Origin of the sequence: Exiguobacterium sp. UBA6309 (genome assembly GCF_002439205.1) — a bacterium.
Lineage (GTDB): Bacteria > Bacillota > Bacilli > Exiguobacteriales > Exiguobacteriaceae > Exiguobacterium_A.
Genome location: NZ_DJTL01000032.1, coordinates 96718 through 110645 on the forward strand (window position 1 = coordinate 96718; position 13928 = coordinate 110645).

General features: G+C 46.6%; 12 protein-coding genes and 1 tRNA gene. 9 read left to right on the plus strand and 4 right to left on the minus strand.

The features are described from left to right. Positions 1-145: 145 nt before the first annotated feature. Positions 146-682 carry a TlpA family protein disulfide reductase gene (locus tag B3M90_RS11430; RefSeq protein WP_290784245.1) on the plus strand — a complete coding sequence of 179 codons (537 nt, stop codon included), beginning with the start codon at positions 146-148 and terminating at the stop codon, positions 680-682. Beyond that, positions 679-1137: a hypothetical protein gene (locus B3M90_RS11435; protein ID WP_290784187.1), complete on the plus strand. Its 459-nt coding sequence runs from the start codon at positions 679-681 to the stop codon at positions 1135-1137. Before B3M90_RS11430 ends, B3M90_RS11435 begins: the two co-directional genes overlap by 4 nt. A 94-nt stretch (positions 1138-1231) precedes the next feature. Here B3M90_RS11435 and B3M90_RS11440 read toward each other — a convergent pair whose 3' ends face one another. Together B3M90_RS11440 and nhaC are read right to left on the minus strand one after the other, a co-directional pair. Then, a complete protein-coding gene (locus B3M90_RS11440) occupies positions 1232-1441 on the minus strand; it encodes a DUF3006 domain-containing protein (RefSeq protein WP_023467214.1) in 210 nt (69 codons plus the stop codon). Positions 1442-1698: 257 nt separating this feature from the next. Continuing rightward, positions 1699-3075 carry a Na+/H+ antiporter NhaC gene (nhaC, locus tag B3M90_RS11445; protein ID WP_214856448.1) on the minus strand — a complete coding sequence of 459 codons (1377 nt, stop codon included), beginning with the start codon at positions 3073-3075 and terminating at the stop codon, positions 1699-1701. A gap of 506 nt (positions 3076-3581) precedes the next feature. Here nhaC and argC point away from each other — a divergent pair. From argC to argF, 7 genes are read left to right on the plus strand one after another with little or no spacing between them, the layout of a single operon-like run. After that, entirely contained in the window at positions 3582-4613 is a 1032-nt protein-coding gene (gene argC, locus B3M90_RS11450; RefSeq protein WP_290784188.1) for an N-acetyl-gamma-glutamyl-phosphate reductase, read from the plus strand. A 30-nt stretch (positions 4614-4643) separates the two neighbouring features. Next, the gene (gene argJ, locus B3M90_RS11455; protein WP_290784190.1) at positions 4644-5861 is read left to right on the plus strand and encodes a bifunctional glutamate N-acetyltransferase/amino-acid acetyltransferase ArgJ; all 1218 of its coding nucleotides are present in this window, start codon (positions 4644-4646) and stop codon (positions 5859-5861) included. Beyond that, the gene (gene argB / locus B3M90_RS11460) at positions 5858-6631 is read left to right on the plus strand and encodes an acetylglutamate kinase (RefSeq protein WP_214856452.1); all 774 of its coding nucleotides are present in this window, start codon (positions 5858-5860) and stop codon (positions 6629-6631) included. The genes argJ and argB overlap by 4 nt, the downstream gene beginning before the upstream one ends. Next, a complete protein-coding gene (locus tag B3M90_RS11465; RefSeq protein ID WP_290784191.1) occupies positions 6597-7742 on the plus strand; it encodes an acetylornithine transaminase in 1146 nt (381 codons plus the stop codon). The genes argB and B3M90_RS11465 overlap by 35 nt, the downstream gene beginning before the upstream one ends. Further along, entirely contained in the window at positions 7739-8797 is a 1059-nt protein-coding gene (locus tag B3M90_RS11470; protein WP_290784193.1) for a carbamoyl phosphate synthase small subunit, read from the plus strand. Before B3M90_RS11465 ends, B3M90_RS11470 begins: the two co-directional genes overlap by 4 nt. Beyond that, complete coding sequence (gene carB / locus B3M90_RS11475) at positions 8787-11819, plus strand: carbamoyl-phosphate synthase (glutamine-hydrolyzing) large subunit (protein WP_290784195.1); 3033 nt, start codon at positions 8787-8789, stop codon at positions 11817-11819. The genes B3M90_RS11470 and carB overlap by 11 nt, the downstream gene beginning before the upstream one ends. Further along, complete coding sequence (gene argF / locus B3M90_RS11480; protein ID WP_290758097.1) at positions 11816-12745, plus strand: ornithine carbamoyltransferase; 930 nt, start codon at positions 11816-11818, stop codon at positions 12743-12745. The genes carB and argF overlap by 4 nt, the downstream gene beginning before the upstream one ends. 53 nt (positions 12746-12798) lie before the next feature. On the opposite strand, the gene B3M90_RS11485 is transcribed toward argF, so the two are convergent. Together B3M90_RS11485 and B3M90_RS11490 are read right to left on the minus strand one after the other, a co-directional pair. Beyond that, positions 12799-13608, minus strand: a complete 810-nt coding sequence (locus B3M90_RS11485) for an MBL fold metallo-hydrolase (protein ID WP_035412567.1) — start codon at positions 13606-13608, stop codon at positions 12799-12801. 152 nt (positions 13609-13760) lie between these two features. Further along, positions 13761-13834, minus strand: a tRNA-Gly gene (locus B3M90_RS11490). Positions 13835-13928: the final 94 nt, after the last annotated feature.

The following is a 13928-nucleotide window of genomic DNA, read 5'->3' on the forward strand; positions in this document are numbered from 1 at the left end:
TAAAGAACATATCTAAATAAAATGAGGCGAACTCTTTTCTGTTTCCAAAACAGAAGAGTTCGTTTTTTTGTTGATAAAAGAAGACGGTCGAAAAGAGGAAGTCTGCTACACTTAACGAAGAAGGAGGGGATTAGATGTGAAAAAAATGTTGATCTATCTGATCCTAGCGATCGCTATCATCGGCATTGCCTATCAAGGTTATCAAACATACGATGCGAAGCAAAAGAAAGTGGAGCAACAACAAAAACAAGCATCGCAAGGTGGTCTAGAGGTAGGGATGAAAGCCCCGAATCTATCCTTGCGTCAAGAAGGAAAAACAATCGATCTAGACGAAATGAATCATGATGTCTTTGTTATTAATTTTTGGGCGACGTGGTGTCCACCTTGCAAACAAGAAATTCCAGAACTCAATGCCTTTGCACGACATACGAATATACCTGTTTATGGCATCAACGTCACGACATCGGAGCGGCGTGTTTCAGATGTTGCCGATTTTCTGAAGCAGACACCTGTTGAATATCCCGTGTTGTATGATCGAACAGGAAATTCAGAAGACGCCTATCGTCTCGTAGCAATGCCCGCAACCTACGTATTAGATCGTAAAGGAACGATTCTTGCAAAACATGTCGGTCCTGTGACGGAACAGATGTTAAAAGAGATGGTGAAACGAACAGGAGGATGACAATGGAACTCCTATGCGACAACTGCTCCTTTCAACAAACATTTCAACTCGGTCAACTAGATGGGTGGCCGACGTTTCCTGCTGTCTTGACACAAGGCGTTGAAGCGTTCATGACAGGTCTGCCGCTTTGGTTCGTACCGTCGATGCATGAACCGGTCTTACAGCGGACGTATGTGGACGACTGGAATCGTTTTCGTTTAATCCAATACTATCAGCTACATCAAGCAGAAGTAGCGGATGATTGGGTACCGTACCAATTAGACTTATATCATTGTCCGACATGTCACCAGTTTTCAAATCGATTTTGGTGTGCTTTATTTTTGCAATTGGATGTCGTACAGCCACAGTATGTGTGTCCAAACGATCAAACCATATTAGAACGAATCGAAATATCTGATGTCCATCAGTACCCTTGTCCGTCGTGTAGTCACCATTCCCTATATGTTCGTCGTTAAAGCGAAAAAGCCATTCGTTTCATGAAGGACTGATGAGAGAAATTTTTCTCTCTCTATAGTCAATGCATGATACCGAATGGCTTTTTATCGATCATCAGCCCATTTGCCGAAACGAAAACGTTTGAAAGGAAGAGGGTGATGAATTGCTGACATCTAACGTATAAGTCGTACCGTCAAAAATAATTGTATCGCCTAATCTTGCTTCAGGTGGTAAATAACGTCGTGGAATGAAGCTTGAACCATTTTCCCACAGTAGAACGGCATATTTACCATCAAGTCGCTCCAGCGTACCACGTTTGATCATATTAACTCCTCCCACAATTACATCGAAGTCGTTCCTCGGTCGAACAGGAACGTACTCTCTCTCTATCATTCTCTGTAATTTATATTCTTATGTTTGGTATATTCCCAGTTCGTTTCATCTTTACACATAATTCTTTAAAAAAACGTGATTCCAAGCCGTTTTCATCGTAATTCGGACGTAATTAACTGGAAATAAAAGCGATAGTGGCAGAAAAAAAGATCCGATATGTCATATCGGACCTCTAATATGAAATAGACTTAAGAAGCGAGGGACTGTTTCGTTTCGACTTTAGTCGGACGAAGAAAAGCAAGTAAGAACGTAAACAATGGTGAAAGAAGTAAAAAGAATGCGAACGGGATGTATTCCGTTACCGGAACACCTAGTGTTGAAGCGAAGAATGCTCCGGAAACTCCCCACGGAATGAGTGGATTGACGAGTGTTCCTCCATCCTCTAGTGAACGAGAAAGGAAACGTGGATCAATCTGACGTTCTTCAAAAACCCGTTTAAATGCTTGTCCTGGCAATAAAATCGACAAGTACTGTTCTCCAGCCATCACGTTGACACCGATGGAAGATAAGGCAACAGCAGAGATGATACTTCCATCGCGTTTGAGTCGTGAAACGGTCCGTTCAATGATGACATCGATGACACCGATGCCGCGTAAAACACCACCGAAAGCGAGTGCGAGCATGACGAGGGAAACGGACCACATCATTGATTGCAAGCCACCCTTACTGATGATTGCTGCGACAGTTTTACTAGAAGATTCTAGTTTTAAACCGTTTTGAATGACGGCCATCCAATTTGAAACGTCCCAATTTCCTTGAACGAGACCTGTTAACAATAGACCACTTAAGACACCAGCTACAAGTGTCGGGATGACCGGCATCTTACGCAATGCTAGAACCATGACAAGTAAAGGAGAAAGTAGCGTCCATGGTGATAGATGGAACAAGCGGGCTAATTCCTCTTGTGTCGTTTTCACAACAGTCGAATCGACCGTGCCACTGCTACGTCCAAAGATGAAGAACAAAATAAATGTGATCGTGATGGCAGGAATCGTCGTTCCCATCATGAAACGAATATGATCAAATACGGTAACGTTGACGATTCCCGGTGCAAAGTTCGTCGTATCTGACAAAGGTGACATCTTATCTCCAAAACACGCGCCACTGATGATAGCACCTGCTGCAAGTGCGGGATTGACACCTAATGCGATTGCGATTCCCATTAAGGCAACACCAACCGTACCGATCGTCGTAAATGAACTGCCTGTAAAGGTCGAAACGACCATCGCAATGAGAAGGGCGCTCGGTGCGAACCAAGTCGCCGAAAGAGTGGATAAACCAAAATGAAGAAGGGTCGGCACTGCGCCACTCATCATCCAGACTGCGATCGTTATGCCGACGAGTAACATGATTAAGATTGGTTTAATCGCTTCCCGAATACCTTGAATCATATGATGTTCAACGTCTTCGAACTTAAATCCACGATAAACAGCATATCCTGAGACGAAAATAAGACTGGATAAGATGGCAAGATGCGGTTCGGCTTTAGCACCGAATAACGCGGACAATAAGATGATGATGATGATTCCTAGGATAGCTGCGGATTCACGGAATGACATGCGCATGCTTCCACCTCCTTAAAAGAATATGGATAGATGATAGTCCTCTGTTGCTAACACGCTTTTATGCATGAAAGCAATGAACAAACGCAATCTTAACGAATAATAACGTTGGCGTCAACTATAAGAGATTCGCCAATGAATTAGAAAAGAGTATAAATGTGACGATTTTTTTTCGTAAACGCTTTCTTTTTTTCTTTAAATCTTGCACAATAGGAAGTATCAGATGACATTTTTGTGAACGATGAGGAGGATACATATGTTTACAATGATTTTTGTGGTAGTCGTTGCGATCATGGGTGCAGGCGTATTTGGGATCGATCATCTCGTAGCACAACGTGCTGAAAAGCGTTAAATGAGTGGATATAAAAGAAGTGTTGAAGGGGCTGTCTTATAGAAGACAATCACTTCAACACTTCTTTTTGTATAAAAACTAATAAAAATTCAATTGACAGTATAAATATACATATGTTTAAATCGGTATAACATTCTTTGAAGGGGAGCGTACAGTTATGAAATGTACCATCATCGGAGTAACAGGATACACCGGAATTGAGCTATTAAGGCTATTAGAAGCACATCCTTCATTTGAAATCGTTTGTTTGATGAGTGATTCGATGGCAGGACAATCGATGAATGAGTTATTCCCATTCATGAATAAAAAAACGTATTCATTATTATCTTCCTTTTCCGTAGAACATTTAACGAAAACAGAGACAGACATAGTGTTCTTAGCGACACCGAGTGGGGTCTCGAAACAATACTTAGAACAACTTCAAAATTGGTCCGGTTACGTTATCGATTTAAGTGGTGATTTACGACTACCGTCTGAATCGTATGAAGCTTGGTATGATAAGGAACCAATTGATGCCCAGTTACAACAAAAAGCGACGTATGGTTTACCGGAATGGAATCGTCAAGCAATCAAAACGAGCAGATGGATTGCGAATCCCGGTTGTTATGCGACAGCGGTCCTTCTTGGACTAGCACCATTCGTAAAAGAGAAAAAAATCGATCCCTCTCAAATCATCATCCAAGCATCTTCTGGTCTAACGGGAGCAGGAAAGACGTTGACGACACAGACTCATCATGTCCATTCCAGTGAAAACGTTCGTTTATATAAAGTAAATCAACACCAACATATTCCAGAAATTGAACAGGCACTTCTCGAATGGAGCGGTTCATCGTATCCGATCACGTTCTCGACGCAATTATTACCGATCAATCGAGGCATCATGGCGATCATGACGGTCCAGCCGTTCCTTGATCAATCAGAAGCAGAATGGCGATCCTGGTTGACGGAACAGTATGCAACGGAACCGTTTATACGTGTACAACACAGCGATCCGGAGATTAAGTCCGTCGTGGGTAGCAACCACTGTGATTTGACCATCTATAAGGATGAACGGACAGGGCGCGTTACCATCGTTTCGGTCATCGATAATATGCAAAAAGGTGCTGCCGGACAGGCCGTTCAAAATGCCAACATTCTAGCAGGATTTGATGAAATGTCTGGTTTGACCCAACAACCGATCTTTATTTAAACACTTGGAGACGAAAGAGGAGGAACGCCTGTGTGGCAAGTACGAGTAGAGACCCCATTGACGATCACGACACCGAAGGGATTTCAAGCATCAGGGGTACACGTGGGGCTAAAGCGAAAGCGAAAGGATCTTGGTTTGATTTGGTGTGAGGAAGGAGCAAGTGCCGCAGCTGTCTATACGACGAATCAGGTGCAAGCGGCACCGATTACTGTGACGAAGCAAGCGATTCAGGCGTCACAAGGACGCATTCATGCCGTCCTCGTCAACAGCGGGAACGCGAATGCCTGTACGGGAGAACTTGGTCTATCACATGCGTATACATCACAACAAGCATTAGCGACACATTTCGGGATCGCTCCTGAACAAGTTGTCATCGCTTCGACTGGGATCATCGGTCAACCGTTAGCCATTGATACGTTACTGGCAGGTATTCCACAGCTGATCCCTACAAATGACAAGGATGCCGCGAGTGATTTCGCCCATGCGATCCTGACGACCGATACCGGTACGAAATCAGCTGGTCAACAATACATGCAAGGGGATGTCCAAATTTCAGTATGTGGTGTAGCGAAAGGGTCAGGGATGATTCATCCGAACATGGCGACGATGCTTGGGTTCTTGACGACCGATGCGACGATTGAACCGGATGTCTTACAGACACTATTGCGCCGGACGATTCATCGGACGTTTAACTGCATTACCGTAGATGGAGACAGTTCGACAAATGACATGGTCATGATTTTAGCGAGTGGAGCTGCAGGGGGAGCGCCGATCGTTGAAGGTACGGACGAAGCATTCGCATTCGAACAGGCCATCGAAACGGTTTGTCAAGATTTAGCGAAACAAATTGCGCGGGACGGGGAAGGTGCGACGAAGTTAATCGAAGTGACGGTAAAGGGAACACAAACCGATGAAGTAGCGCGGATGGTCGCTAAACAAGTCGTCGGATCGTCTCTCGTCAAAACAGCAATCTTTGGGGAAGATGCGAACTGGGGACGAATCATCGCTGCTGTCGGAAGTATTAAGGAGCCGCTTGATGTATCAAACGTTGATATTAAAATTGGTTCGCAGTGGGTGTTACAACAGAGCATGCCTATTTTATTTGATGAAACAATCGCATCGCAGGACCTTGCGCAACAAGACGTCCGAATTCATATCAATTTGAATGATGGAGTAGGACAAGGACACGCCTATGGTTGTGACCTGACGTACGATTACGTCAAAATCAATGCGAGTTACCGGACATGACGAAACGAAAAGTTATCAAACTGGGTGGTAGTGTATGGGAGCAATTGGATGCGCGGTATTTCGAGGAATGGAAAGCGTGGGTCGAAACCGGTAACGAACTATTGATCGTGCATGGGGGTGGTCCACTTCTATCGAGTTACTGTGAACAAGAGGGAATCAAACCCGTGTTTCGAGACGGTGTCCGTGTGACGACGGATGGTGTGTTACTCGGGGCGCGACGGATCTTAGCAGGGGAAGTCCAATCCGGGATCGTCCAGCAATTGAATCAGGCAGGAATTCCAGCGGTCGGGATGAGCGGGTTAGACGGTGCGAGCGTCCATGGTAAAAAAGTCAAAGGACTCGGGGCAGTTGGTCAAATTACGCACATTCATCCACGATTGTTCACAGTGTTGAGTACGAATGGTTATGTGCCGGTCGTCACATCCCTTGTCACAGGGGAACAAGGTGTGTTGAACAGTAACGGGGATGCGTGTGCCATTGCTGTCGCGAAGGCTTGGTCCGTCGACCGATTTGAATTGTTGACGGATGTCGAAGGTGTAAAAGTAAACGGTGACTATCAATCAGAAATCACGTCTGCAGCTATCGAAGCTGCGATCGCGTCGGGAGAAATTTACGGGGGAATGATTCCGAAGGTCGAAGCGATGATGCAGGCCACTCAGCATGGTATTTCAGAGGTCGTCATTCGATCGGGAAAAAATGCGTTAGCTGCAGGGACACGAATCAAGGAGGAATTACATGAGTGCACTACTACCCACTTATCAACGTACTGATGTGGAATTGGTCAAAGGACAAGGATCGATCGTAGAAGATGCGACAGGAAAGACGTATCTTGATTTCATCATGGGAATCGCTGTATGCAACACAGGGCACCGTCATCCTTATGTTCAGCAACGGCTAGAGGAACAGTTGAACCGAATTTGGCATACGTCGAATCTGTTTCAAATCGCGGCACAAGAGCGGGTCGCCGAGCGACTGACGGAAGACAGTCATCTCAGTCATGCTTTCTTTTGTAACAGTGGTGCTGAAGCAAACGAGGCGGCGTACAAACTCGTTCGAAAATGGACAGGGAAAACAGAAGTTGTCACGTTTAAACAATCTTTCCATGGTCGGACATTTGCGATGATGGGCGCAACAGGACAGGAAAAAATCAAAGCGGGATACGGGGAGATGGTGAATGGATTCAAACATCTACCGTTTAACGAGATGGAAAGCCTATCAGCAATTACGGATCAAACTGCTGCTGTATGGCTTGAAATCATTCAAGGAGAGGGTGGGGTCGTCGTCGCTGACGATGCGTGGCTAGAAGCGTTGGTGAAGAAGGCGCAGCAATACGATGTCAAAATCATCGTCGATGAAGTGCAAACCGGAATTGGTCGGACGGGTTCACGTTTTGCATTTGAGCAGACACCACTCGTACCGGATATCATCACCCTTGCGAAAGGACTTGGAAGTGGACTCGCGGTTGGTGCACTACTCGCAACGGAAGAGGCAGCAGAAGTATTCACGCCCGGATCGCATGGTTCGACATTTGGTGGAAATCCACTCGCGATGACAGCTGCAGAAGCAACACTTGACCTCTTGTTAAGTGACACTGTCATGGCAGACATTCAAGAAAAAGGTGAATATTTACGTCAACAATTAGAAAAAAAATTACCCAAGTCGATCGTGAGTTCTATTCGTGGTCGTGGCTTGATGATTGGTATTGAATGTACGATGCCTGTCGCACCGCTGATTGACGGCTTACGTGAGAATGGTCTTCTTGTCGTTTCGGCTGGTCCTCATGTCATTCGCTTGTTGCCATCGTTATTCGTGACGGAACAAGAACTCACGCAAGCCATCGAAAAAATACAACTCGTTTGTCAACAGGAGGTCATCGTATGAAACAATCCGGAAAACTAACGCTTGCGAACGGAACGACGTTTACCGGTTCGTGGCAAGGAACAGTTCCAGTCAAAGGAGAAGTCGTCTTTTTTACTGGGATGACAGGATATCAGGAAGTCTTAACGGATCCATCTTATCAGGGGCAAATTCTTGTCTTCACATATCCGTTGATCGGTCAATACGGTATTCAAGCGGAGGCGTCAGAAAGCAACCAGATTCAAGTCGCTGGTGTCATCGTTCAAACTTTGGCTGAGGATGGGCAAGGAACATCACTCGCAAGCTGGCTAGGCGAAGCGAATGTTCCGGTTTTGTCGGGAGTCGATACGCGTTCCCTTGTACATCTATTACGAACGGAGGGCGACCAATTCGGAGACATGATGCAAGAAGATATGGCAGTCACTGCGTCAATCGATACAGCATACATCGCCTCTGTGTCGACGACTTCAAACGTTGAATACGTTCCGGAAGTCGAAGAGGGTCATGTCGTCTGTATCGATTACGGTGTGAAACAATCGATGATCGATGCTTTGCTTGAACGCCATATGCGTGTGACGGTCGTGCCATACGATACGACACCGGAACGGATTCAAGCACTGGCACCAGACGGTCTGCTGTTTTCCAATGGACCTGGTGATCCGACGCAACTAGATCCATTCCTTTCAGAAATCCGTGAACTGGCGACGAGCTATCCGACACTTGGTATTTGTATGGGACACCAAGTTCTCGCTCATGCGTTCGGTTGTACCTTATTAAAACAACATCATGGACACCGAGGAGCGAATCATCCTGTACGTCATCTAGCATCCGGACAAGTATTCATGACGTCTCAGAATCATGGTTATGCCGTTGATGTTAAAAGCATCGAAGCGTCTGAGATGGAACTTGCGTATGAACACATCAATGATGGATCCGTTGAAGGATTGATTCATCCGGCTCTACCGATCATGACAGTCCAGTTTCACCCAGAAGCGAGTCCAGGACCGACAGAGGCGATGGTCGTCTTCGATCAATTCGTAAATACCGTATTACATCAGGAGGTAGCATATGTGGGATAAACAGAAAGTACTCGTCATCGGTTCGGGTCCGATCGTCATCGGACAAGCAGCAGAATTTGATTATTCCGGCACACAAGCCTGTCAGGCGCTTCGAGAAGCGGGATGCGAGGTCATCTTAATGAATTCGAATCCGGCTACTATCATGACGGATCCGAGCACGGCAGATCATGTCTACATTGAGGCGATGACTCTTGAAAAAGCAACAGCTATCATCAAACAAGATCGACCGTCCCATCTCCTAGCGACGGTCGGCGGACAAACGGCACTCAATCTTGCAATGTCACTCGAAGAAGCAGGAGTACTTGAGCAATACGGTGTCGAACTCCTAGGGACATCGCTTGAGACGATCCGAGACGGAGAAGATCGCGAACGATTCAAGCAAAAGATGATCGAGCTCGCGCAACCGCTCCCGGAAAGTCAAACGATCGAATCGTTAGCAGAGCTTGAAGAATTCATGGCAGTACATGGTGTCCCACTCGTCATCCGACCAGCCTTTACGCTCGGGGGAACGGGCGGTGGAATTGCGCTGACAAAGGACGAAGCACGTCTGCTAGCGCAAAACGGCTTACAAGCAAGTCCGATTTCACAGTGTTTGGTTGAAGTGAGTATTGCTGGTTATAAAGAAGTCGAATATGAAGTCATGCGTGACAGTGCAGATACGACGATCATCGTCTGTAACATGGAAAACATTGATCCCGTCGGTGTCCATACCGGAGACTCTGTCGTCTTTGCACCGATTCAATCGATTTCGGATCGAATGAATCAGCAATTGCGGACGGAAGCGCGTAAAATCGTGTCGCACCTCGGTGTCATCGGTGGATGCAATATCCAGTTTGCGATCCACCCGACGGAAGAACGCTACTTCGTCATTGAAGTCAATCCGCGTGTCAGTCGCTCTTCAGCACTTGCTTCCAAAGCGACGGGGTACCCGATTGCGAAATTAGCGACGCGTCTTGCACTCGGTGAGCGACTCGACGACTGTATCAATCCTGTCACGAAGGAGACGATGGCGAGCTTCGAACCGACGATGGATTATATCACGGCAAAAGTGCCTTGTTTCCCGTTCGATCTATTTACTGACAGTAACCGGACACTTGGTACACAAATGAAGGCGACCGGTGAAAGTATGGCGATGGGGAAGACGCTGGAAGAAGCGTTACAAAAGGCGTGGCGTGGTGCAGGAGTCGAGCAATCGCCTCTTTATCCGACATGGATGAAAACAGCGGAGGCTGGCGTATTGTGGAAAGAAATAAAAGTGCCGACGGACCGTCGTCTGCTCGCGATGTTAGCACTACTAGATCGTCAGGAAACGACCGTCGAAGAACTCGTCGAACAGACGAAAGTACAAGCTTTATTCGTCAAAGTACTCCAGCGCCTCGTCGATCAGCAACAAAAAATTGATTTATCGAATGAAAGTTCTTTAAAACAGACAAAAATGATGGGCTTCACGGACGAACAAATTGCCTTTCTGACGGGTGTCGGTGCTGTAGACGTCGAGCATTTACGTAAAGAGAAAGGCATCCTTCCTGTCTATCATATGATTGATACATGTGCAGGAGAGTTCAAGAGTGCAACTCCTTACTTCTACGGAAACTGGAGTGGTCAAACGGAAGTCACTGCATCGACGAAAAAGAAAGTCGCTGTCATCGGTGCGGGACCCATTCGGATCGGTCAAGGAATCGAATTTGATTATTGTTCCGTTCACGCGGTACGTGCACTACAAGCATCCGGTTATGAAACGATCATGATCAACAATAATCCGGAGACCGTCTCGACCGACTTCGAAGTCGCAGATCGCCTATATGTCGAGCCGCTGACACTCGAAGACGTCATGCATGTCCTAGAAGCAGAGGATTGCCAAGATGTATTAGTCCAGTTCGGAGGACAAACGGGGATTTCGCTTGCGTCTGGTTTGGAGAACGCCGGTTATCATCTTCTTGGAACGACGGCAGCTGTCATCGATCAAATGGAAGACCGTGAGCGGTTCTATCAATTTTTAGACGACATCGGTGTCAATCGTATTCCAGGACAAGAAGTGGCGACACACGAACAAATGATAGAAGTCGCAACAACGATTGGTTACCCGGTCATGATTCGTCCTTCCTATGTCATCGGAGGTAAGGGGATGCATATCATCCACGATCAAGAGCAATTAGAGACGATCGTTTCCGAATTAGCATTCCCTGTCCTCGTGGATGCCTACCTCCAAGGAAAGGAAATCGAAGTCGATTGCATTACGGACGGAACAACGACGTACGTTCCGATTTTGATGGAGCAATTGGAACGGGCAGGAGTTCACTCTGGAGATTCGACGATGATTCTACCACCTGTATCGCTCAGCGCAACCGTTCAGAGCGAAGTAGAACGAATTGCACAGATGATCGGGCAACGGATGGATTATAAAGGAGCGTACAATATCCAATTCGTCTTGCATGACGATCAGGTCTACGTGCTAGAAATCAATCCGCGTGCCTCCCGCACGTTACCGATCGTCGCCAAAGTAACGGGTCAACCAATCTTGCAGTGGGCAGTCCAAGCTGCTGTCGGTCAAGCGGTCGCACTACCAACAGAACAGACGAAACTTAATTTCCATGCCGTCAAGACCCCTGTTTTTTCAACGCTGAAACTACAAGGAGTCGATCCGAAAACAGGCCCTGTCATGCGTTCGACAGGTGAAACGTTGCAATGGACGACAGACGGACTGGCACTGGAGCGTTTCATTTTCGACGAAACGACGAAACGACATTTGACCGCAAGAGACATCATCGTTGCTGGAGCAGATACCGAGGCATTCGGAACAGGTGTAGCGTTAGATGAAACGATCGACTGGGCACAATGTGCGATTTTCTATTCACACGTGACAGAAGAAAAAATGAGTCGCGAAGCAGCGCTTGCTGCCGGAGTACAAGTTCTGACAGAACCTGAACTAGCACAGTATCATCTACAAGCGGTAGAAAAGTCCCCTTATGCTGTGAAGCCACTTCATACATGGACAGAGCCGATCAAGGAGGAAGTACAATGAAGACGATGCAACAACTGCAACATTTCTTGACGATGGCGGAACTGACGCCGGAAGCATTGACGGAGCTATTGGCACTCGCGAAAGACATCAAGCATCAACCAAGCGTTTACCAAAACGTATTAAGCCATAGAAAAGTGGCCTTATTGTTTGAAAAGGCATCGACGCGAACTCGTCTATCATTTGAAGTGGGTGTCGTCGAACTCGGCGGACATCCAGTCGTACTGAGTGGAGCAGATATGCAAATCGGTCGGGGGGAGCCGCTTTCTGATACGATTCAAGTCATGAGCCGTTACGTCGACGCCCTGATGATTCGGACGTTCGGTCATGAGATCGTCGACACGCTGGCGGCACACGGCACGATTCCAATCATCAATGGATTGACGGATCTACACCACCCGTGCCAAGTCCTTGCTGACTTGCTGACGATCGAAGAGACATTCGGAACCCGGCCTGGAAAGATTTTGACATATATCGGGGACGGGAACAATATGGCGCATTCGCTAATGATTGGTGGAGCGCTCAGTGGAATGGAAGTCCGAATTTGTGCGCCAGCAGCCTATGCTCCTAATCCACAAGTCGTTCATGAGGCACAAGCCATCGCAAAAGAAACAGGTGGAAATATCATCGTCATGACGGACCCTAAGGAAGCAGCGAGTGGTGCGGATGTCGTGTATACGGATGTCTTCGCAAGCATGGGGCAAGAGGAAGAAGCGACGATGCGTCTGCAAGCATTTGAAGGATATCAGGTCAATGCCGATATCATGAATCAAGCGAATGATGAAGCCATTTTCTTGCACTGCCTGCCGGCACACCGTGGGGAGGAAGTCACGGCAGACGTCATCGATGGCAAGCAATCTGTCATCTTCGATCAAGCCGAGAATCGTCTCCATGCACAAAAAGCGTTACTCGTCACATTACTTGGATAATCATAAAAGACTCGGTCGCCGATTTAGCGACCGAGTCTATTAGTTGATGAAAGTTAATCGTAGTGACGCCGTGCTAATCGTTCCTCGTGTTCTTGTTTGACTTGTCGCTTATTTTTTTCGTGCAGACGTTTCATGAACGGAGTCGTTTGCCAGGATGGTGCCCAGTCAGATTCTTTTCCGGCACGGAGCGCGAGGATATAATCATAGCTCTGATGAAGTCGTTCAATCATCTCTGTTCGGACATCGCAAATGTGACCGTGTCCGGGAATCAAGAGTTTGACTTCATATTCATAAATGAACGACTCGAGTAGTTCGAGTGTCGTCAAATATTCAGAGGAATCGTGTTCAATCAAAGGGATTTCAACATCGGAAGCATAATCACCGCAGACTAACAAGTGAAGTGGCATGACGATGAAGGAAAGGTGAGTCGCTTCATGACCGGGCGTCATAAAGAAGATCAGCTTCGTCTGTCCAATCGTCAAAATCGTTTCAGACTCATGGATCACATGCGTTACATCCGGAAATAGCACGGGGGAGTCGATGTAAAATTCATCGTTAAAGTCTTGAACGGCTTTGAGCGCTTCTTGTCGATCGACATCGATGAACGGTTTAGAAGCGATGACGATGGCATCCGTAAAGGCGTAAGCACCTAAAATATGATCAAAATGAGCATGCGTATAGACGACATATAATGGTCGTTCACGACGCACGATTTCAACGTCTCGACGAATCGTTGCAATCTCATCAGGAAGCCAGCCAGGATCGACGACAATCAGACAATCAGGCGTCTCGATCAATGTTGAGGTCGTTTTCATAAGTGTACTTTGATAAATCGTCACGCCAGGCATTTTCATCTGAATCATACGAATCCTCCTTTACGAATCTCTATCTATATCGTTGTATACCCATAAATTCGTTGGAATCATCAGCAGAACCAATAAAAAAGACGACTCGCACGCCGCGAGTCGCCTGCCCTCTAGAGGGAAATGGTCCTAGACCTATGTTATGTCATAATTGGAGCGGGTGAAGAGAATCGAACTCTCGTCATCAGCTTGGAAGGCTGAGGTTTTACCATTAAACTACACCCGCGTATTGGCTACATGAAATATAGTAGCATAGCAAAGAGAGCATTTCCATAACTTTTATGAAAAAAGGCAATTTCTTTTGAGATTCAGTGTACAAT